We start from the raw sequence: 20858 nt of genomic DNA on the forward strand, positions 1-20858 counted from the left end.
CATTGCGTTTACAATTGGTTTCTGCCCGCTGTTAGAAACAACAGAATCTTTGACCATGGTTTGGGTTGACGCCACCGCAGCGGGAATATGAGGAAACAGCGACGGTTGAGTTCCAGCGCGTTGCACCACGCACCGGAAGTCCATTCCGGCTTCGGCGAGACACGCGCCGCCGGCCTGCTGAAGGCTCTTTCCAGGAGAGGCGCTAAAGCACGTCCCGGCCACCCAAAGGCCGGCTTTCCCGCGCGCCCAAACCGTCATTTAAGCCAAAATTAACCAAGAAATCGGCACCCTACCGTTACACAATGGCAACACCGGCACCAAAATGAACCGTTCGGTCAAAAAACTTGGACTCGGGGTGTGCAAGGCATCGTCGGCTTCCCCATATAGCGCGCAGGGGTAATCCGCTTTTTTTCGGAGCATCAAATGACACGATTTGCCGCCCTTGGGGCACTTGCCGGTCTTGTGGCCGCCACCAATTCCGTTCAGGCCGCCGACCTTCCGGTTGCCCCGGAACCCGTCGACTACGTCCGCATCTGCGACGCCTACGGCGAACGGTTCTATTACATCCCCGGCACCGAAACCTGCCTGCGCGTCGGAGGCCGGGTCCGGACCGAATTCCGGGTCCGCAATTTCGGAGAAGCCGAAAACGCCTGGGGCGACCGGGACAGCGACGGTTATCAATGGCGGTCCCGCGGTTATCTCTACCTCGACGCCCGCACGGCCACCGAATTCGGCACGCTGCGCGCCTATATCGAATCCTACGTCACCCAGACCAACGACACCACCTCCCCGACCCTGGACAAGGCCTACATCCAGTGGGGCGGTCTTCTGGCCGGACGCGCCGGTTCAAGCTTCGACTTCTTCACCGGCTACGCCTACAACGCCCAGATCGAAAGCTACAGCGACCAAAAGCTGAACCAGCTGGCCTATACGGCGGCCTTCGGCAACGGCTTCAATGCAACGCTGGCGGTTGAAGACCGGTCGGGCCGGGAGACCAGTATCGGCCTCAACGGCGGCACGGTGGGCTACGGCGGTACCCGCATGCCCGATATCGTTGCGGCCCTCGGCGTCAAGCAGAACTGGGGCAAGGCGCAGGTCATGGGTGCGCTTCATCAGGTCTACCCGAACGCCACCTACAACAGCACCACCGGCGGCTCCGAAGACGAGATCGGCTGGGCAGTCGGCGGCGGTGTCCAGGTGAACTTCGGCGGTCTGGCACGCGGCGGCAGCGTGGCCTTGCAGGCTGTCTATACGGACGGCGCCAGCGGCTATGGCTCGACCGGCTGGAACAGCCGCATCACCGACGCGGTTTGGGACGGCAGCAGCACCGAGACGACCAGAACCCTGAACGTCTTCGGCGGCGTAAACCTGGGTGTCACCAATACGGTGGAGGTAAATGTCGAGGGCGGCTACCACGACGTCGACGGCGGCACCAGCGCCTATGACTTCACCCAGTGGGATGCAACGGCAAACGTCGTCTGGGAACCGGTCTCCGGCTTCATCATGGGGCCGGAAATCCAGTACCGGAATGTCGATTTCAACCGGTCGTCCGGCCTGAGCGACACCTCGGAAGTCTACGGCACCTTCCGCCTGCAGCGGACGTTCTAGAGCCGTCAGGAACTTCAAGGACCAGAGCCCCGGAAAACATCATCCGGGGCTTTTTCACATGTGGCGCAGCCTAGTTGGGGGCAACAACGAGTGCTTTCCGTTGCGCAGTGGACTTGCTCCAGGCCTCCTGGACACCCGGCCACAGCCCGCTGTCCCACAGATCACTGTGCCCGGCCCCGTCGATGACCAGAATGTCTTTCGGTTCATTCGCCAGCTTGAACAGTTTCCTGCCCTGCTCCACGGAGATGAGGCTGTCTTCCGTCCCGTGGACGATCAGAACCGGAACCTTCACGTTGCCGATGCGTTCGCGTGTCGGCATCGGGTCCTTCATCAGGAGGTTGACCGGCAGCCAGGGGTAACTTTCGCTCGCCAGGTCGACGAGAGCGGTGTAGGGCGCTTCCAGTACCAGCAGGGCAGCTTCGGAACGCTCGGCGGCCACTGCCGTCGCAACACCCGTGCCAAGGCTCTCACCGTGCACGATGACAGGGCTCCCCTTCAATGCCAGCCGGTCGAAATGTTCCTGCGCATCGGAAATGAAGGCTGCCTCGCTCGGGCTGCCATCGCTTCCTGCATAGCCGCGATAGCTCGGGGCATAGAGGCCGAAGCCGCTGTCCAGGATCTGCCGGAACCGTTTCCATCTGGCCGAGACATTCTTTGAATTGCCGTGAAAATAAAGAACGGTCGGTGCGCCCGCCCTGGCAGGTGCCGCGCTCCAGACAGTCACATTGGTTCCGTCCGCCATTGTGGCCGTTTCGACCGACACGTTTTCAAGTCCCTTGTCAGCCGGATCGGCCAGGGCACCTGAGGGTACAAAAATGAAGCTGCGCTGGTTCAGGTACATATAGCCGGCGGCCGATCCGTAGGCGATGATCAGCGCAGTGAAGATCCCCGCAAAAAGACGCCGAACCCCGGTCAGGGAGCGCCTGCCCCTGTCCGGCGTATCGTCCAGTGTCCTGGTGCGGATTTCGCTCATTTCATCTCCTGAAAGCATATTTCGTCCAAATAGCGCCATGAGATCCGCAAACAACGGATGCTCCGCTCATTTCCGCCCGAACAGCTTTTCAATGTCGCCCAGTTTCAGCTCCACCCAGGTCGGACGGCCGTGGTTGCATTGACCCGACAGGGGCGTTGCCTCCATGTCGCGCAGGAGCGCGTCCATTTCCTCCGGCCGCATGCGCCGCCCGGCCCGGACCGAACCATGGCACGCCATGGTGGCGGCAACATGGTCGAGCTTTTCCTTCAGCCCCTCCGCCGTGTCCCATTCGGCAAGCTCGTCGGCAAGGTCGCGGACCATGCCCTGAATGTTCATATCGCCCAAGATCGCCGGTGTTTCCCTGACGGCGATCGCCCCCGGCCCGAATGCTTCCAGCGACAGGCCGACCTTTTCCAGGTCTTCCGCCCGCTCCGCGAGCCGGGCGGCATCTTCTTCCGGCAGTTCGACGATCTCCGGTATCAGCAGCATCTGGCGCGCAACGTCCTTTTTCGCCAGCGCTTCCTTCAGCCGCTCATAGACGAGCCGCTCATGGGCGGCATGCTGGTCGACGATGACAACCCCGTCTTCCGTCTGCGCGATGATGTAGGTTTCGTGCACCTGCGCCCGCGCGGCTCCGAGCGGCAGTTGCGTCTTCTCGATCTCCACCGGCACCTCATGGGCACGGGCGTCGGCGGACGGGGCCGCAAAACCGGCGAACCCGTCCTGACGTTCAAAGGCCGGTTGCGGCTGTTCGGCAAAGCCGGAGGCAGGGATCGGCCCGCTATCCACGGGCCGGAATGCTTCGGGGTCCCAGCGCGGTGCGGCAGCTGCCTGGCCGTAATACGCTCCGCCGCCGGAAACGCCCGGCCTGGCGCCCGCGCCTGCCGGTGCATGGGGCTGATATCCTCCCGGCTGCGTCCTGAGCGCATCGAGCGCAACAGCGGCATTGGAGGTCGAGGACCGGTGACCGGACTGGACGAGCGCGTGCTTGATCGCCCCGACCAGCAGCCCGCGCACCAGCTGGCCGTCGCGGAAGCGCACATCCGCCTTGGCCGGATGCACGTTGACGTCCACCTGGCCGGGATCCAGATCGATGAAGAGAACCACCACCGGATGCCGGTCGCGCGCCAGCACGTCCGCATAGGCGCCGCGCAGGCCGGACAGCAGCAGCTTGTCCTTCACCGGCCGGCCGTTGACGAAAAAGAACTGATGCTGCGCGTTGCCGCGATGATGGGTCGGCAGGCCCGCGAACCCCGTCAGCCGCACCCCTTCCCGCTCCGCGTCGATTTCCATGGCGTTGTCGACGAAATCCTGACCGAGGATCTGTGCAATCCGCGCCAGATGCGGATCGCTTCCCCGTGCACCCGGCCAGCTCTGGGCCTGACGGTCCGCCCCCGACAGCGAAAATCCGATCGACGGATAGGCAAGCGCGATGCGCTTGACGATTTCGGTGATGGCGGCGGCTTCCGCCCGGTCGGACTTCAGGAATTTCAAACGGGCGGGTGTCGCAAAGAAGAGATCGCGCACCTCTACCTGCGTGCCTTTGGTGCGCGCGGCAGGCACCAGCGGCTGTTCCTTGCCGCCTTCGATGGCGATCGCCCAGGCATGGTCCTCGTCCTTGTGGCGGGTCTGGATGGCAAGCCTTGCTACCGAGCCGATGGACGGAAGCGCCTCGCCGCGAAAGCCGAGCGTGCGGATGTCGAAAAGGTTGTCGTCGGATATCTTGGAGGTGCAGTGACGGCGGATGGCGAGCTTCAGATCGTCCTGCCGCATGCCTGCGCCGTCGTCTGCAACCCGCATCAGGGTTTTGCCGCCGGCGGCGGTGACGATCTCGATGTTGCCCGCCCCGGCATCGACGGCGTTTTCCACCAGCTCCTTGATGACGCTGGCAGGCCGTTCGATGACCTCGCCCGCCGCGATCTGGTTGATCACCTGTTCGCCAAGTTGCCTGACAGCCATGAAACTCCCTCTACTCGGTTTCGCACCGCGTCCTGTTCCTATATGGTCCGCGCCGAGTTTGCTTCGATTCTTTTGCGGAGCTTATCAGACCTATCGTGACCAAAGTGACCCGCCATGACCGTTTCTGCACCGCTTCTTGTTGAAGGGCTTCGTTCCCTCGCGCCTTCCTACAAGGGGATCCTGTGTGATGTCTGGGGCGTTCTGCACAATGGCCTGGCCGCATTCGAGCCGGCCCATCAGGCACTTACCAGATACCGTGAGGAAACCGGCGGCAAGGTGGTGCTGATCACCAACGCGCCGCGTCCGGCAAAACAGGTCGGCGAAATGCTGGCCGCTCTCGGTGTGCCGGAAAGCACCTACGACGCCATCGTCACCTCAGGGGACGTGACCCGCGCCATTCTGGAAGCCCAGGGCACCAAGACGCTGCTTCATATCGGCCCAAACCGGGACCAACCGCTCTATCACGGTCTTGCGGCGACCTTCACCCAGAACGACGAAGAAGCCGAGGGTATCAGTTGCACGGGCCTGACCGACGACGAGACCGAAACGCCCGACGACTACCGCGACCGGCTTCAGAAGCTCGCCGACCGCAAGCTGCCCATGATCTGCGCCAATCCGGATATTGTCGTGGAACGCGGCGACCGGCTGATATGGTGCGCGGGTGCGCTCGCCCGTCTCTATGAGGACCTCGGCGGCGAAGTCGCGATCCTCGGCAAGCCGCATGCCCCGATCTATCAGGCCGCGATGGAACGGCTTGAGGAGCTCTATGGCGCGGCAGTGGACAAGGAAGACGTTCTGGCCATCGGCGACGGCCTGCCGACGGATATCCGCGGCGCCGTCTCCCAGGACCTCGACGTGCTCTTCATCACCGCCGGCATCCATGCCTCCGACTTCGGCCCGAGCGAGGACCCCGACGAGCACCTGATCCGCCGTCGCCTGACCGAGGAGGGCCTGCGCGCCCGCGCCGCGCTGCCGCGGCTGTGGTGGTGATCGGGAAAGCGTGCGTTATGACGTGAAGCCACTCAGGGCTCCAGTTTCGCTGACCCTTCAGATGGCCCCCTCATCCTGAGCCTATCCATTTGCTCCCCCTCTCCCCCTTGAGGAGGAGCAAATGCCGATTCCAGAAAATCGCCCCTCACGTCTCCGGCGCAGCCCCGTGCCCGGCGAGATATGTCCGCACATACTCGCCGACATCCAGCCCCGCGTGCCCCGGGCCTATGCCCATCTCCTTGACGAAGCCTGTGATCGCCAGTGGGGCAATCAGGTCGATGGTGAAGCGGATCGGGTCGCCGGGGCGGATCCGGCCCTTTGCCTGATGGGTGGCAACAATACGGGCAACACTCTGCATATTCTGCATCAGCACCGGCGTCACACCGCGCAGTTCAGGCTGACGCGGCACCTGGGAAAAGAGGGTCAGGGCTAGGCCGCTGTGAGTTTCAAACGTGGCGAGATAGCCTTCAACCACCTTGCGAAGATCGATCACGACATCGTCGCTCGCCGAGACTTGCGCAAAGGGCGCCTTGGAGAGGGTGTCGCTGATCGCTGCTTCCATCAGCGCCGCCTTCGAACCGAAGCGCCGGAATAGGGTGACCTCGTTTACACCGGCCCGCTCCGCAATTTCCTTCGTCGTGGTGCCGCCAAAACCGCGTTCGCAGAAGAGTTCGACTGTCGCGGAATAAATCTCTGAAATATCTACGTTTCTGGGCACAGGTCCGCCGCGCTTGCCGCACGCTCCTCAACTTGTCGGCTTCTGGAGTTCGAGCCAGCTAACGGCAACAGGCACGTGATTGCAAGCGACTACTTGCAAAAAATAACTGCCTGACTTAAATGCAAGTATTAACTTGCAATAAATGCGAGCGCGCTCAAGCCGAGGCAATCCTGTGCTGCTATCATTAAGCGCTCAATGAAAGCGCGCATCAGGACCTGGCTTTCTTGGGCCGCCCCGTGACGTAACCTGAAACCGGAGACCCGCCGTGTCCTTCCCGCGCAAACTCCTGATCCTGCCGCCCGTCCTTGCCGGGGCCGCCGTTCTCTACCTGGCCATCAGCGGAAAGGAAGCGCCTAAACGGGCAGAGATCGGCGAGACCGCGACCGTCGTGCGGGTGGTGAGCGCGACGCCGCGGTCCTTCGTGCCCCGGGTAACAGGCTACGGCACTGTCGCCCCATCGCGTACACTCGATGCCATTGCCCAGGTCTCGGGCCGGGTCACCCATATCAATCCGAGCTTCAAGCGTGGCGATTTCATTGCCGAAGGCGACATTCTGCTGACGCTGTCGCAAGAAGACTATGAATTGGAAATCGCCGAAGCGGAGACAGATATCGCCAGCGCCGATGTTGATCTGGAAGAACTGGCGCTGACGCTCGAGACACAGAAGAAGTCGCTGGAAATTGCAAAGGCGAGCCTGGACCTGGAAGAACGTGAACTGAAACGCCTGAGAACGCTGCTGGAGCGCAAGGTCATCTCCGACCAGCAGGTGGAAAACCAGGAAAGCGTCGTCCTGCAGCAGAAATCCACCGTTCAGGACCTGGAAAACGACATCGCGCTCAACCCCGTCAAACGCAAGGCGCTGGAACAGGCGAAGGCCAAGAACCAGGTCAGGCTGGATACGGCAAAGCTCAATCTTGCCCGCACGACCATTCGCGCGCCCTTCGACGCCCGCGTCTCAAAAGTCAATGTCGAGATCGACCAGTTCGTCGCCGCCGGGACTTCCATCGGCGGGTTGGATGGTGTCGATGCCGCCGATATCGATGTGCAGATCAGCCCCGCCAGCATGGCCGGTTTCGCCAACCTCGCCTTCCCCGGCCTGCTCGACACGGAAGAAGGCGTCTTCAGGGCGCGCCGTTCCCTCGACCGTCTGTCGGCAACGGTGCGGGTCGGTTCGGTCGGCGATGCCGCCACCTGGGATGCACGGGTCAAGCGGGTCAGCGATACGGTTGACCCGGATACACGCTCCGTCGGCCTGATCGTCACTGTCGACAAGCCCTATGACACCATCCGGCCCGGCCTCAAGCCGCCGCTTGTCAAGGGCATGTTCGCGGAAGTGGAACTCTCCGCCCCGCCCGTGCCGGACCAGGTGCTGTTGCCGCGCAATGCCGTTCTTGGCGGACAACTCATGACTGTTTCCGCCGACAACCGGCTCGTGCTCACGCCCGCCGAAATTGCCTATCAGGTCGACGATGTCGTCGTTCTGAAGTCCGGCCTGGCAACCGGCACGAAGGTGGTTGTCAGTGATGTGTCGCCGGTGATCGAGGGTATGCTGCTAATGCCGGTGGAAGATGAGGCGGTGACCGAAAGCCTGATCCGGGCTGCGGGCACGACACCGGACGCGGCTGGGAAGGCAAAGCAATGATCCGCTACTTCGCCCAGCACCCCACCGCCGCCAATCTTCTGATGGCCGGGTTCATCATCCTCGGGCTTTTGAACGTGCCGAACCTCTTGATGGAGACTTTTCCGCAGATCCCGATCAAGCGGATCACGGTCAATGTGGCCTATCCGGGTGCGACGTCGGCCGATGTTGAACGCACCGTTTGCCGACGCATCGAGGATGCACTCGACGGGATCGAGAATATCGACGAGCTGAAATGCGATTCCCGGGAAAACCTGGCGCTGGCGACGATCAAGATCGTCGAAGGTAAGGATATCGACCAGCTGATGCTGGATATCGACCGGGAGATCAACGCGATCTCCGATTTCCCAGACGGTGTAGAGGATCCGATCATCGAGGAAGCCGGACGTCTGAGCGCCGCTACCTCAGTGGTGATTACCGGCATCCAGGACAAGCCGCAGCTGAAGAACTATGCCGAAGCGGTCAAGGAGCGGATGCTGAAATTCGGCGGCATTCCGCAGGTGGACATCTCAGGCTTTTCCGACCGCCAGTTCCGCATCGAGGTTCGCGATGCGGCCGCCCGCGAACTCGGACTCACGCTCGCCGAGATTGCCAACACGCTCAGCCGCCAGAATATCAGCGCGCCTTCCGGCGAAATCACCACCGAGGGCGGTGCCATCCTGCTTCGTTTTGCCGACGAACGCCTGGCGGCCGACGCCTATGCCTCGGTGATCGTCGCCTCCTCGCCGCAGGGCGGCCAGATCAAGCTCGGTGACATTGCTACCATCACCGACCTCTTCGAGGATGAGGAGGTCGAAACGCGCCTCAACGGCAAGCTCGCGGCCGTACTCGATGTTTCGATGACGCGCAATGACGACCTCATAAAGGTGGTCGAGCATGTCCAGGATTTCGTCGATCTGGAACAGGCCCGCGCTGCGCCAGGCGTTACCTTCACCATCATCAACGATGGCTCGATCGTTCTGAAGGACCGGCTGTGGATGCTGGTCAACAACTCGTTGCAGGGTCTGGCGCTGGTTGTCGCCGCCATGTGGATCTTCTTCGGTGGCCGCCAGGCCTTTTGGATCGGCATGGGCCTGCCCGTCTCGTTCCTCGGTGCGCTGGCTGTCATGTCCCTGCTTGGCATCACCATCAACATGTTGTCCATGGTGGCGCTGCTGATCGTCGTCGGCATCATGATGGACGATGCCATCGTGATCTCCGAAAACATCGCCACAAAGCGCCAGCAGGGGCTCAGGCCGCTCGAAGCGGCGATAAAAGGCACATCGCAGGTGGCGCCAGGTGTCCTTTCTTCCTTTCTGACGACGGCGGCGATTTTCGGTGCGCTTGCCTTCATCAAGGGCGACCTGGGAGATCTTCTGCGCGTCATCCCCATCGTCATGCTGCTTGTTCTGGCGGTCTCGCTGGCGGAAGCCTTCCTGATACTGCCCAATCACCTGTCGCACGGCGCCACCCGGGAGCAACCGAACTGGGTTACACGGAAGGCTGAGGCAGGAGTTTCCTGGATCAGGGAACACATGGTCGGCCCCGCGGCCGTCTGGTCGGTGCGCAACCGCTATTTCACAGTCGGCTTCTGCGTGATGATGTTCCTCGCCTCCCTCTCGCTGCTTGCCGGTGGCGTGGTGAAATTCCAGGCCTTTCCGAACGTCGAGGGCGACCAGATCGAAGCGCGCATCGAGCTGCCGGCCAGCGCCACGCTCAAAGACACCCGCAAGGTGGTCGCAGAGGCGGTGGCGGCGCTGAAACGGATGGATGCAAACCTGTCGCCGCGCAATCCGGACGGGGAATCGCTGCTCAAGAATGTGCTGGTGCGTTTCAACGAGAACAGCGACGCGGGCACCAACGGTGCGCATCTTGCAACGCTTCATGTCGATCTGCTCGAGGGCGCCAAGCGCGATGCCGGAAACCAGGAAATCCTGACGATCTGGCGCCAGGAAATGCCTGCAACGCTGGATGTGCGGCGCATCGTCATCACCGAATCTGCCATCGGTCCGGCCGGCCGCGCGATCGAGTTACGCCTTGCCCATCCCGATCCGCAAGTGCTCGACCGGGCGTCGGAGGAACTGCAGGCGTGGCTCAACGGCTATGAGGGGGTCTACAATGTCTCCGACGATCTCAGCCTCGGCAAGCCGGAGCTCGCCCTGTCGCTGAAAGACGGCGCCGGGGCCGTCGGCCTCGACGCCAAGGAGATCGCCGACCAGCTAAAGGGCGCCTATAACGGCATCACCGCCGACGAAGTGCAGGTCGGTGCGGAAGGCTTCGAGGTGGACGTGCGCCTTGCCGGCGTCGACCGCAACAGCCTTGGTGATCTGGAACTCTTCACCATCGAGACACCGTCGGGCCACCGGGTGCCGCTCGGCACGGTCGCCAATATCCATTCCGAACGCAGCTATACGCGGATCAACCGCATCGACCGTGTGCCGACCGTGACGGTGACCGGCGACGTGCTTCTGGGCGTCGCCAATGCCAACGAGCTGGTCAAGGACACGGAGGCCCGGTTCCTGCCGCAGCTTCTGGAAGGCTATCCAGATCTTGCAGCCTCAACAGAGGGGCAGAATGCGGAGGCCGCCAAGACCCAGGCGTCGATGGTATCGGCCCTTGGCACCGGCTTGATCTTCGTCTTTATTCTGCTGAGCTTCCAGTTCCGCAGCTATTCCGAGCCGGCCGTCGTCATGGTTCTGATCCCGATGGCCCTGATCGGCTCCGTCTGGGGCCATTTCGTGATGGGCATCGATTTCGCGATGCCCAGCATGCTCGGCTTCATTTCGCTCGCCGGGATCGTCGTCAACGATTCGATCCTGCTGGTCGAATTCATCAAGGACGAACACGATCCGGAAATGCACAGCGTCGCGGACATCGCACCGCTCGGCGCCAAGGCCCGTTTTCGCGCGATCCTGCTGACCTCGGTCACCACGATCGTCGGCATGCTGCCGCTGCTTTTCGAGACGAGTCCCCAGGCCCAGGTGCTGATACCGCTGGTGACGTCAATCTCCTTCGGCCTCATCGGCACGACACTGATGATCATTTTTGTCGTGCCCGCTTTCTACACGATCCTGGATGATTTCGGCCTGACCTCGCTGGCAAAGGAACGCAAGGCGCAGCAGCAGAAAGCGGCGGCGGCGGAGTAGAGCAGGACGACAACCACAGCGGACAGCTCCCAAACAAAAAGGCCCCCGGACCGGGAGCCTTTTCAACCTTGATCATTTTTTGGCGGATCAGTCGAACAGCTTGTCGATATCCGCCTGGACCCCGCCGAGCAGGGCGTCGATATCGTCCTGGGAAACACCTTCGCCCGTATGCTGCGGGCCGTGCAGGATGAGTTCCCGCTTGCGGCGGTCCTCGTCGGTTTCTTCGGCGGCTGCATCCAGATCTTCCGGGATCCGCAGATGGGCTATGAAGGACGTCACGCGCTCGTCGATATAGCGAAGCGTTTCGACGACCTTGGAAATGCGCTGGCCGGTGATGTCCTGGAAAGTGCAGGCCTCGAAGATGGAGATCATCTTGTTGCTGACCAGTTCCTGGTAGGCGTCCGGATCGCTCGTATCGGCGCCCATGATGTCTTCGGCCGCTTCCATGATGGTGTTGGTCGCCTCTTCCGTCGCCTCGACGATGGCATCCAGTTCGCGGCCGGCATCCGGGATCTTGTTGCCGGTCATGTCATTCGCACGCAGGTTGGAGATTTCCTCCTTCATGCGCGAGATTTCCTTGGCAATCGCCCTCAGTTCTTCGGTGACGGCGGGCTGAACGGCGGACAGGAAGTCGTGCATCGAACCCGACATGACTTCGGCAAGATGCATCACGTCGGTCAGCGAAACTTCGCCTTCCCGGCTTTTGTTTTCCTGCAGGAAGTCGATTACGCGGGCGAGGTCCGCCTGCTTCATGCTGGCCATCGGCTTAGCCCCTCCATTGAAAGCTTTCTCCGGTTCCGCGCAATGGCAAGACCCGGGTCCGCTATTACTTTCCGGATACGCCAAGACTGACCCGGCCCGCCTGTCAGGCAAGACCGCGCCGGTCAAAACGTTCTCTTCGACTTTGGCGGAGAATCGTCCCTACAAAGACCTCCGCCTGGAGCGGAAGATCAGTCGGAGAAGACGGCCTCGATCTTGCCCTTGAGCGTCTGCGCGTTGAAGGGCTTCACGATATAGTTGTTCACGCCGGCCTTTTTGGCGGCGATGACGTTTTCCGTCTTGGATTCAGCGGTCACCATGATGAAGGGTGTCTTGCTGAGGCTGCCGTCGGAACGGACCTGCTTCAGCAGCTCGTAACCGGTCATCGGTTCCATGTTCCAGTCGGAAATCACCAGGCCATAGCGGCGCTGCTTCATTTTTTCCAAGGCTTCGGTGCCGTCCGCGGCGTCGTCGATGTCCTCGAAACCGAGCTGTTTCAGCAGGTTCCGAATGATGCGAATCATCGTCTTGTAGTCATCGACCACGAGGACCGGCATCTGAAGATCAAGGGCCATTGTCTACTCCATACTGTCAATTTGCGCGGCCCCTGGCCGTGGGCCGGTGGAAACGCGTTATGACCTCGAAGGAGAGCGACACTCTTTGGTGTCCTCACCTCCCCACACTCGATGCAATTTAACCGCGCCCCCTGAAAAGACCGTTAATAACAAGCGCTTTTTTCTGCACCCAATGGACAATTGCCAGAAATCCTTGAGACGCCTAGCGTCCGCCCTGAGGGCAACAACATCAAAGGGCGGAAAGACTAATGTTGGAATTGCGTACACTTTGCTTCGAGGATCTCGAAACCGGCATGAGCGAGGAACTCGTCAAACATGTCAGCTCATCCGATGTCGTCGGCTTTGCCGAGGTCTCGGGAGATCGCAACCCGATTCACCTGTCGGAACATTTTGCCGCCCGCACCCCTTTCAAGACCCGAATTGCCCACGGCCTTTATACGGCCAGCCTGATTTCGGCCGTTCTCGGCACGCGCCTGCCCGGCCCCGGCGCGATCTATCTGTCCCAGACGCTCAACTTCAAGGCACCGGTCAGGATCGGCGACGACGTGAAGGTCAAGGTCACGGTGGAAGAACTGATGGAGCGCGGAAACCGGGCGAGGCTCTCCTGCGTGTGCAGCGTCGGGGAGACGGTGGTTCTGGAAGGCGAAGCCCTGGTGAAGGTTCCGCGCCGCGGCGACGATATGTCCGGCCTCTGAGACCCGTGCCCTGCAGACAGGGCGCACCGCAGGCACCTGCCGAAAACGGATGTTTTGCATCGCGCCTCCGGCCCCATCTTGACCTTTGCCCTGCTTGACGGCAGGTTCCACGCCAGTTTCGGCGCGCGCCCTTCCGGGGACCGCCGTCCCGTCCGACGTTGACAAGACCCGCAAAGGCCGGCCGGCCGACACGATGCGCGAAGGTTTGCTGCATGAGCCAGACACACTCCTCCAAGTTTCTGATTGCCGAAGATCTGGAGAGTTTTCCGGAGGAGCTGAAAGGCGGCATCGTCGCGATCGGCAATTTCGACGGCGTGCACCGGGGGCACCGGGCTGTTCTGGATGCCGCGCTCGGGCTCGGTTACGGCACCCATCATCCGGTCTTCGCGATGAGTTTCGAGCCGCATCCGCGCACGGTCTTCAATCCGGCCAAGCCGGTTTTCCGGCTGACGCCGCAGCAAGCCAAGCTCGACCTGATGAGGCATTGTGGCCTTGATGGCGCGCTTATCCTGCCGTTCACCAAGGAATTTGCCGGCATCGAAGCCAATGCCTTCGTGCAGGACATCCTGATCGATACGCTCGGTATCTCCCACGCGGTCACCGGATACGACTTTCATTTCGGCCGGGCCCGGCAGGGAACACCCGATTACCTGCGCACCGCCGGAGCGACCCATGGTTTCGGCGTCACCATCGTGCATCAGGAAGAGGACGAAGGCGCAGAGGTCATTTCCTCCAGCCGCATCCGCGACAGCCTCGGCAAGGGCGATATCGCCCAGGCCAACGGCCTGCTCGGCTACCGCTGGTTTTTCGAAGGCAAGGTCCGGCACGGCGACAAGCGCGGACGGGACCTCGGTTATCCGACCGCCAACCTGAACCTCGGCGAAGATTGCCCGCTGCTGCCCGGCATCTACGCGGTCCGGGTGAAGGCCGCGGACGGCTGGCATGACGGGGTCGCCAGCTTCGGCCGCCGTCCGACTTTCGACAATGGCGCCCTGCTCTTCGAGGTGCACCTGTTCGACTATGCCGGCGACCTTTACCAACAGGACCTCAGGGTTCACCTGGTGTCCTATCTGCGCGGCGAGGAAAAATTCGACACTGTCGAAGCGCTCGTCGCCCAGATGGACCGGGACAGCGAAGAAGCCCGCGCTGCTCTCGGTGCGATGCGCCCCCTTTCCGAAATTGACCAGAAGCTTCTGGAACTCGCCGCGTGAACCGGCGCGCCACGGCGGAGGGCGTGGATCAGAACCCGCTTCTGGCAATGCTGCTGATGTCCTCGGCCATGCTGCTGCTGCCGGTCATGGACATCGCCGCGAAATACCTGTCCGCCAGCCTGCCGCCGATTGAAATCACCTTCGGGCGGTTTTTCTTTCAGTTTCTGATCAGTCTTGGCGTCGCCGTCCTGACCGGCCGTCTCACGCGACTGAAGGGCAAACAGCCGGTGGTGAATGCGATGCGCGGCCTTTTGCTGGGCACGGCGTCAGTGTGCTTTTTCACCTCCGTGAAATACATGTCGGTCGCGACCGCCATTTCGATCTTCTTCGTCGAACCGATGATCCTGACCGCCATGGCGGCGTTGCTTTTGAAAGAAAAAGTCGGCCCGCGCCGGATCGGCGCCATTCTTGTCGGATTGCTTGGCGCCATCGTCATCCTGAGGCCCAACCTTGCGGAAATCGGTCTGGTCAGCCTGTTGCCGGTCTGCACGGCGGTTCTGTTTTCGGTCTACCTCATCCTCAACCGGCTCTATCCGGTCCGGGACGACCTCCTGACCATTCAGTTCAGCGCGGGCCTTTCCGCCACGCTGCTTCTTGGCGCTGCTCTCACCTTCGGCGGTCTGGCCGGCATTGAAGGCGCCCATTTTGTCTTGCCAACCGCCTCAGAGGCAGCTCTCGGTGCCTTGATCGGACTGATTTCCTTTGCCGGTCACGGCCTGGTGGTCTCCGCCTTCCAGCGGGGCAACGCCAGCCTTCTGGCACCTTTGCAATATATCGAGATCGTCAGCGCCACCCTGCTTGGCTACCTGGTCTTTTCCGACTTTCCGGACGGACCGACCTGGCTCGGTATCGCACTCATTGTCGGCAGCGGGCTCTATATCACCCACCGGGAAAGGAAGCAGAAACAGGCTTCAGGCTGAAACGGCACGCTCGCGCGCCTCAGGCGCCAGAGTGCCCATTTCCCAGGACAGTCGACGCCAGCCCATCCAGACGAGCAACATCGGCAGCAAAGGCGCGACGGGAATGCTCAGCCAGACGGCAAGCGGGCTGGTGGACATGGACATGGCGATCACCACGAAGAGCGCCATTTTCTCGTAGGGCAGAAAGCCGGTCTTCAGTCCCTCGCGGATCAGGAAGGCACAGGGCACGACGATCAGCGTCATGTCGTAGGAGAGCGCAAAGGGCGTCACCAGCAGGGCTCCGCCGACGAGGACCGGCGCGCGGACCACCATGCGTTCCGACCGGCGCCAGGCCAACCAGACCGCCGCAAGCGCACCCAGCCCGAATATCACCTGAAGAACCGTCGCCGCCGTATCGCCCAGCCCCGCCACGCGGCCGGCGCCATAGACGGAAATCATCTTGCCCCACTCCACGCCGCCGAATTTCATGACCGCGGCCGCAACCGGTGCCTGCTGCCAGAACACCAGCCAGACCCCGAGCCCCAGAACCGCCGCGCTGAGGCCGGCAAAAGCAAGCGTCGTCACCGAAGCACTGAGAAGGGTTCGCCAGTTCCAGCTCGCCAACAGGGCGAACGGAATAAGGATGCCGAGTTGGGGCTTGATCGTCAGAAGACCGACGGCAATACCAGCCAGGATCATCCGCTGCCGCTCTATCCCGAGCAGGAAGAAACCGTAGAGCGCCGCCGTCAGGGCCGCATTCTGCCCGTGAAAGGCGTTGTTGGCACAGGCAGGGATGAGAATGAGGCAGGCCGCCAGCAGCCACTTGCCCGTGATCAGGCGGCAGACGAGAAACAGCAGCCCCGTCGTCACCACGATGAAGGCGGCAAAGGCGGCCCTGTAGGGCAGGATCGCGAACAGGCTCTGCATCATCTGGAAAGTCGGCGGATAGAAAAAACCGAACTGGGTGTCGGATCCGGAGAGTTCCCTTTGCAGGGCGGAGAACGCCGGCGGATTGTAAACCAGTTCCGGCGCGCCTGAGAGGGCCTGCTTGCCGGCCAGCCAGAAGCTCAGGTAGTCCATCATGACCACGCCGTTGGGCGATCCGAACTTGTTCGGAACGGCGAGCATCCACACGAGGCCCAGCACATAAAGAATGGCCGAACACACACAGGCGAACCGGATCCTCTCCCAGTTCAGCCAGTCACCCGCACGAAGTCCCTGCTGCCACCGGCCGTACCTGCGGACAGGCGCAACCTCGTCCTTGTCTGAAAACTTCGGTTGTGAAGACATTGGCGGCAGTCGTTCCCTGTTGCTCCGGACCGGATCGAGCCTGGATATCCGATGTCTGTTCCTACGCAACAGACATCTATAATCGGTTACCCGTTTGCCTTCCCTTCGCTGATGACGGTTTTTTCGGAAGACAAACACACCGTTGCTGCAAGAGAAGATCTTTATTCACGGGCAAAGTGCTGCTATGTCCCATGCCATGCAACACAAGGCTCACATCATCATCGCACTGGCGATGATCGCGATTTCGCGAATTACGGGCCCGGCCTTCGGCTGACGCGGCAAACGCGGCGCCAGGGACCGGGATCTTCCTGCATATGCGGCCAGCACTCACCGGCCTGAACATTTCACCATTTCACGGGCGTTGCGCCCGAACGACCGGATCGAATTGACGATGACCGAGACAGATAAACGCGACTATTCCGAAACGCTCAACCTGCCGCAGACCGAATTCCCGATGCGCGCCGGCCTTCCGAAGAAGGAACCGGAAATCCTGACACGCTGGGAGAAGCTGGAGGTCTACAGGAAGCAGCGCGAACAGGGCAAGGGCCGCGACAAGTTCCTGCTGCATGACGGCCCTCCCTATGCCAACGGCAACATCCATATCGGCCATGCCCTCAACAAGACGCTGAAGGACATCGTCAACCGCTCCATGCAGATGATGGGCTACGACTGCAACTACGTGCCTGGCTGGGACTGCCACGGCCTGCCGATCGAATGGAAGATCGAGGAACAGTACCGCGCAAAGGGCAAGAACAAGGACGAAGTGCCGATCAACGAATTCCGCAAGGAATGCCGTGAATTCGCCGAGCACTGGATCGATGTTCAGCGCGAGGAGTTCAAGCGCCTCGGCATCGAGGGCGACTGGGACAATCCGTATCTGACCATGCGCTTCGAAAGCGAGGCGGTGATTGCGCGCGAACTGATGAAGTTCGCCACCTCCGGCCAGCTTTACCGCGGTTCCAAGCCGGTGATGTGGTCGGTCGTTGAAAAGACCGCCCTTGCGGAAGCCGAAATCGAATATCACGACCACAAGTCGGATATGATCTGGGTGAAGTTCCCGGTTACCAGCGCCGGCGGCAGCGACGAGGATGCCGTGGAGGAACTGCTGGAAGCCTCCGTCGTGATCTGGACGACAACCCCCTGGACAATCCCGGGCAACCGCGCGATCAGCTATTCCAGGCGTATCGCCTACTCCATCTTCGAAGTAACCCAGGATGGTCTTGCCGAAGACAACTGGATCCAGAAAGGCGACAGGCTGATCCTCGCCGATGGACTGGCCGAGGACGTCTTCAAGAATGCCCGTATCACCGATTTTGCCCGTGTGCGCGCCGTAACCGCCGATGAGCTGGAAACGATGACCTGTGCCCACCCGCTGGCGGAGCTCGGTCTTGGCGGATACGAATTCGACGTGCCGCTTCTCGATGGCGACCATGTCACCGACGATGCCGGTACCGGCTTCGTGCATACGGCTCCGGGCCACGGCGCGGACGACTTTGAAATCTGGATGGAAAAGCGCGCCGAGCTGGAAGCGCGCGGCATCGACACGGCGATCCCCTTCACCGTTGCCGACGACGGGTTCTACACCAAGGACGCACCGGGCTTCGACGGCTGTGAAGTCATCACCCACAAGGGCGAGAAGGGCAAGGCCAACAAGGCCGTGATCGAGAAGCTGAAGGAAAGCGGCAACCTGATCGGCCTCGGCCGTCTGACCCACTCCTATCCGCATTCCTGGCGCTCCAAGAAGCCGATCATCTTCCGCAACACGCCGCAGTGGTTCGTCTACATGGACAAGACGCTCTCCGGCGAGGGCGACACCCTGCGCACACGCGCGCTGAAGGCTATCGACGAGACCCGCTTTGTGCCGGGCAGCGGCCAGAACCGCCTGCGCTCCATGATCGAGAACCGGCCGGACTGGGTGCTCTCGCGCCAGCGTGCCTGGGGTGTGCCGATCACCGTGTTCATCCACAAGGACAGCGCAGAAATCCTGAAGGACGAAGCGGTCAACAAGCGCATCTTCGAAGCCTTCACCTCCGAGGGCGCCGATGCCTGGTTCGAGGAAGGGGCCAAGGAACGGTTCCTCGGCGGTGACTACAACGCCGATGAGTGGGACATGGTCATGGACATCCTCGATGTCTGGTTCGACAGTGGTTCCACCCACGCCTTCGTCATGGAAGAACGCGCGGACCTGAACCCGAAGCGCAAGACTGCCGGCGGCAAGGATTACGTGCTTTACCTGGAAGGTTCGGACCAGCATCGCGGCTGGTTCCATTCCTCGCTGCTGGAAAGCTGCGGCACCCGTGGCCATGCGCCTTACGACGCGGTTCTGACCCACGGCTTCACCATGGCCGAGGACGGACGCAAGATGTCCAAGTCGCTTGGCAACCAGGTGTTCCCGCAAGACATCATCAAGCAGTATGGCGCCGATATCCTGCGTCTGTGGGTCGCTTCCACCGACTACTGGGAAGACCAGCGTTTGGGTCAGGAAATCATCAAGACCAACGTCGACAGCTACCGCAAGCTGCGCAACACGCTGCGCTGGATGCTGGGCTCGCTCGCCCATGCGAGCGGCGAGGAAGTCGCCTATGCCGAGATGCCGGAACTGGAGCGGCTGATGCTGCACCGGCTTGCCGAACTCGACCAGATGGTGCGCGAAGCCTATTGGGAGTTCGACTACAAGAAGATCTTCCACCAGCTCTTCACCTTCATGACGGTAGAGCTGTCGGCCTTCTACTTCGACATCCGCAAGGACGCGCTCTACTGCGACGCCACCTCTTCGACCCGCCGCAAGGCCGCCCTCTTCGTGATCGACAAGCTGTTCAACTGCCTTGTCACCTGGATGGCGCCGATGCTGCCCTTCACCATGGACGAGAGCTGGACCTCCCGCTACGGCGAGGACACCTGCGTTCATCTGGAGCAGTTCCCGGCTGTTCCCGCCGAGTGGCGCGACGACGCGCTGGCAGCAAAATGGGCGAAGATCAAGACCGTGCGCCGGGTCGTCACCGGTGCTCTGGAAATCGAGCGCCGTGAGAAGCGCATCGGCTCGTCCCTGGAAGCTCATCCGGTCGTCCACGTCACGGACCCGGACCTGATGGCGGCCCTGGAAGGCAAGGACATGGCCGACATCGCCATCACCAGCCAGCTGACGCTGTCCTCCGAACCGGCGCCGGAAGGTGCCTTCAAGCTGGACGACACCAGGGGTGTTGCCGTGGTGCCGGCGCTGGCCGAAGGTACCAAATGCGCGCGCTCGTGGAAGATCCTGCCCGAAGTCGGCTCCGATCCGGACTATCCGGATGTCACCTTGCGCGATGCGGCTGCCTTGCGCGAATGGGATGCTGCAAACGCTGCCGCGTAAGCGCAAGATCCGGCGGAAAAACATGACCGGCCAAAACGGCTCACAGAATAACCAAATGAAACAGCCTCTCCTCTGGGGCCGTTTCAGTGCGCTGGTCCTGCCGGTCGTTGCCATCTGCGTGCTGCTTGATCAGGCGACCAAATTATGGCTTGTCCACGGGTATGATCTGGCTGGCAACGGTCCGGTCCAGCTCTTGCCCGTTCTGGAAATCGTGCTGGTCTGGAACCGCGGCATTTCCTACGGACTTTTCCAGCAACACAGCGACCTGGGGCGCTGGCTTCTGGCAGGATTGACGGTGGCCGTCACCATCGGCCTCTGGGTCTGGTCGGCAAGATGCCGGTCGCCTCTCGTGGCATTGTCCCTGGCGCTTGTCATCGGAGGCGCGATCGGCAACGGCATCGACAGGCTGGCGCTCGGTGCCGTGGTCGATTTTGTGCATTTCCACGTTGGCACCTTTTCCTGGTACGTGTTCAATCTGGCGGATGTGTGGATCGTTGCGGGGGTGGCCGGTCTCCTGTATGACAGTTTCCGGAGTGGTCCTAATTCAGCCGCAAAATAGCTGTTTAAGGCACGTTGACCTGTTTGCGGGCGCAAGACCGCCTGCCTTTTGACAATGTAATCGGGGAGTCTGCTGTGGCGCGGACGATTGTTGGTTTGGTGAAGAAATCTGCAGCACTGGCATTGCTGGCCGGATTGGCGGCCTGTCAGGCAGCGGACGGCACGACCCAGGCGCCGGATGTAGCTCTCGTCGATACCGTTATGAAGGGTCTGGGTGCTGTTGACCCGAATGAAAAACCGATCGACTACAAGCCACGCGCTCCCCTCGCCATGCCTGCCGAATCCGGCAAGCTTCCCGAGCCGGAAACGAACGTTGCCGGTACCAACTCGGAAAACTGGCCGAAGCAGCGCGAGAACGAAGAGCTGACAGAGCTGAAGAAGCTTTACGCCGGCACCGGCCGCATGCACAGCGAGCCGCTGACCCCGGAACAGATGCGCGGTTTCAAGATCACCGGCGTCACTGGTGCCGCGCCCCGCAATCTGGAAGTGGAACGGCGTGCAAACGAA

The 20858-nt window shown here is 61.6% G+C and carries 15 protein-coding genes and 1 pseudogene; 10 read left to right on the top strand and 6 right to left on the bottom strand.

The window, feature by feature from the left end:
- Positions 1-423 precede the first annotated feature (423 nt).
- Positions 424-1608, top strand: a complete 1185-nt coding sequence (locus tag ACQY7U_RS15190; protein ID WP_428645865.1) for a porin — start codon at positions 424-426, stop codon at positions 1606-1608.
- A 70-nt stretch (positions 1609-1678) separates the two neighbouring features.
- On the opposite strand, the gene ACQY7U_RS15195 is transcribed toward ACQY7U_RS15190, so the two are convergent.
- Positions 1679-2581, bottom strand: coding sequence for an alpha/beta hydrolase (locus ACQY7U_RS15195; RefSeq protein ID WP_428645867.1), 903 nt, complete (start codon positions 2579-2581; stop codon positions 1679-1681).
- Between the two features lie 66 nt (positions 2582-2647).
- The gene (mutL, locus tag ACQY7U_RS15200; RefSeq protein ID WP_428645870.1) at positions 2648-4540 is read right to left on the bottom strand and encodes a DNA mismatch repair endonuclease MutL; all 1893 of its coding nucleotides are present in this window, start codon (positions 4538-4540) and stop codon (positions 2648-2650) included.
- Positions 4541-4654: 114 nt separating this feature from the next.
- Here mutL and ACQY7U_RS15205 point away from each other — a divergent pair, with 114 nt between their 5' ends.
- A complete protein-coding gene (locus ACQY7U_RS15205; protein WP_428645872.1) occupies positions 4655-5530 on the top strand; it encodes a TIGR01459 family HAD-type hydrolase in 876 nt (291 codons plus the stop codon).
- 145 nt (positions 5531-5675) lie between these two features.
- On the opposite strand, the gene ACQY7U_RS15210 is transcribed toward ACQY7U_RS15205, so the two are convergent.
- Positions 5676-6248 (bottom strand): TetR/AcrR family transcriptional regulator, encoded by a 573-nt coding sequence (locus tag ACQY7U_RS15210; RefSeq protein ID WP_428645875.1) that lies wholly within the window; start codon positions 6246-6248, stop codon positions 5676-5678.
- Positions 6249-6513: 265 nt separating this feature from the next.
- Here ACQY7U_RS15210 and ACQY7U_RS15215 point away from each other — a divergent pair, with 265 nt between their 5' ends.
- Positions 6514-7890 (top strand): efflux RND transporter periplasmic adaptor subunit, encoded by a 1377-nt coding sequence (locus ACQY7U_RS15215; RefSeq protein ID WP_428645877.1) that lies wholly within the window; start codon positions 6514-6516, stop codon positions 7888-7890.
- Positions 7887-11012, top strand: a complete 3126-nt coding sequence (locus ACQY7U_RS15220) for an efflux RND transporter permease subunit (RefSeq protein WP_428645880.1) — start codon at positions 7887-7889, stop codon at positions 11010-11012. Before ACQY7U_RS15215 ends, ACQY7U_RS15220 begins: the two co-directional genes overlap by 4 nt.
- Before the next feature lie 87 nt (positions 11013-11099).
- Here ACQY7U_RS15220 and ACQY7U_RS15225 read toward each other — a convergent pair whose 3' ends face one another.
- Entirely contained in the window at positions 11100-11774 is a 675-nt protein-coding gene (locus ACQY7U_RS15225; protein WP_428645883.1) for a protein phosphatase CheZ, read from the bottom strand.
- Between the two features lie 188 nt (positions 11775-11962).
- The gene (locus ACQY7U_RS15230) at positions 11963-12346 is read right to left on the bottom strand and encodes a response regulator (RefSeq protein WP_346899850.1); all 384 of its coding nucleotides are present in this window, start codon (positions 12344-12346) and stop codon (positions 11963-11965) included.
- Positions 12347-12594: 248 nt separating this feature from the next.
- Between ACQY7U_RS15230 and ACQY7U_RS15235 the strand changes: the two genes are divergently transcribed.
- From ACQY7U_RS15235 to ACQY7U_RS15245, 3 genes are all read left to right on the top strand, one after another.
- Complete coding sequence (locus tag ACQY7U_RS15235) at positions 12595-13041, top strand: MaoC family dehydratase (protein ID WP_428645886.1); 447 nt, start codon at positions 12595-12597, stop codon at positions 13039-13041.
- Between the two features lie 212 nt (positions 13042-13253).
- On the top strand, positions 13254-14252 hold the full coding sequence (locus ACQY7U_RS15240; RefSeq protein WP_428645888.1) for a bifunctional riboflavin kinase/FAD synthetase: 999 nt from the start codon (positions 13254-13256) through the stop codon (positions 14250-14252).
- On the top strand, positions 14249-15172 hold the full coding sequence (locus ACQY7U_RS15245) for a DMT family transporter (protein WP_428645891.1): 924 nt from the start codon (positions 14249-14251) through the stop codon (positions 15170-15172). The genes ACQY7U_RS15240 and ACQY7U_RS15245 overlap by 4 nt, the downstream gene beginning before the upstream one ends.
- Here ACQY7U_RS15245 and ACQY7U_RS15250 read toward each other — a convergent pair.
- The gene (locus ACQY7U_RS15250; RefSeq protein WP_428645893.1) at positions 15164-16441 is read right to left on the bottom strand and encodes a glycosyltransferase family 87 protein; all 1278 of its coding nucleotides are present in this window, start codon (positions 16439-16441) and stop codon (positions 15164-15166) included. The genes ACQY7U_RS15245 and ACQY7U_RS15250 overlap by 9 nt on opposite strands.
- 391 nt (positions 16442-16832) lie before the next feature.
- Here ACQY7U_RS15250 and ileS point away from each other — a divergent pair, with 391 nt between their 5' ends.
- From ileS to ACQY7U_RS15265, 3 genes and pseudogenes are all read left to right on the top strand, one after another.
- Complete coding sequence (ileS, locus tag ACQY7U_RS15255; protein ID WP_428645896.1) at positions 16833-19793, top strand: isoleucine--tRNA ligase; 2961 nt, start codon at positions 16833-16835, stop codon at positions 19791-19793.
- A 55-nt stretch (positions 19794-19848) separates the two neighbouring features.
- Positions 19849-20352, top strand: a complete 504-nt coding sequence (lspA, locus tag ACQY7U_RS15260; protein WP_428645899.1) for a signal peptidase II — start codon at positions 19849-19851, stop codon at positions 20350-20352.
- Between the two features lie 74 nt (positions 20353-20426).
- Positions 20427-20858: pseudogene (locus tag ACQY7U_RS15265) on the top strand (hypothetical protein); the annotation flags it as partial.

This window comes from Roseibium sp., assembly GCF_050301095.1.
Lineage (GTDB): Bacteria > Pseudomonadota > Alphaproteobacteria > Rhizobiales > Stappiaceae > Roseibium.

Coding starts and splice junctions, on each gene's coding strand:
- ACQY7U_RS15235 (WP_428645886.1), top strand. CDS start 12,595: ATGTTGGAATTGCGTACACTTTGCTTCGAGGATCTCGAAACCGGCATG.
- lspA (WP_428645899.1), top strand. CDS start 19,849: ATGAAACAGCCTCTCCTCTGGGGCCGTTTCAGTGCGCTGGTCCTGCCG.
- ACQY7U_RS15250 (WP_428645893.1), bottom strand. CDS start 16,441: ATGTCTTCACAACCGAAGTTTTCAGACAAGGACGAGGTTGCGCCTGTC.
- ACQY7U_RS15230 (WP_346899850.1), bottom strand. CDS start 12,346: ATGGCCCTTGATCTTCAGATGCCGGTCCTCGTGGTCGATGACTACAAG.
- ACQY7U_RS15225 (WP_428645883.1), bottom strand. CDS start 11,774: ATGGCCAGCATGAAGCAGGCGGACCTCGCCCGCGTAATCGACTTCCTG.
- ACQY7U_RS15190 (WP_428645865.1), top strand. CDS start 424: ATGACACGATTTGCCGCCCTTGGGGCACTTGCCGGTCTTGTGGCCGCC.
- mutL (WP_428645870.1), bottom strand. CDS start 4,540: ATGGCTGTCAGGCAACTTGGCGAACAGGTGATCAACCAGATCGCGGCG.
- ACQY7U_RS15195 (WP_428645867.1), bottom strand. CDS start 2,581: ATGAGCGAAATCCGCACCAGGACACTGGACGATACGCCGGACAGGGGC.
- ileS (WP_428645896.1), top strand. CDS start 16,833: ATGACCGAGACAGATAAACGCGACTATTCCGAAACGCTCAACCTGCCG.
- ACQY7U_RS15240 (WP_428645888.1), top strand. CDS start 13,254: ATGAGCCAGACACACTCCTCCAAGTTTCTGATTGCCGAAGATCTGGAG.
- ACQY7U_RS15220 (WP_428645880.1), top strand. CDS start 7,887: ATGATCCGCTACTTCGCCCAGCACCCCACCGCCGCCAATCTTCTGATG.
- ACQY7U_RS15205 (WP_428645872.1), top strand. CDS start 4,655: ATGACCGTTTCTGCACCGCTTCTTGTTGAAGGGCTTCGTTCCCTCGCG.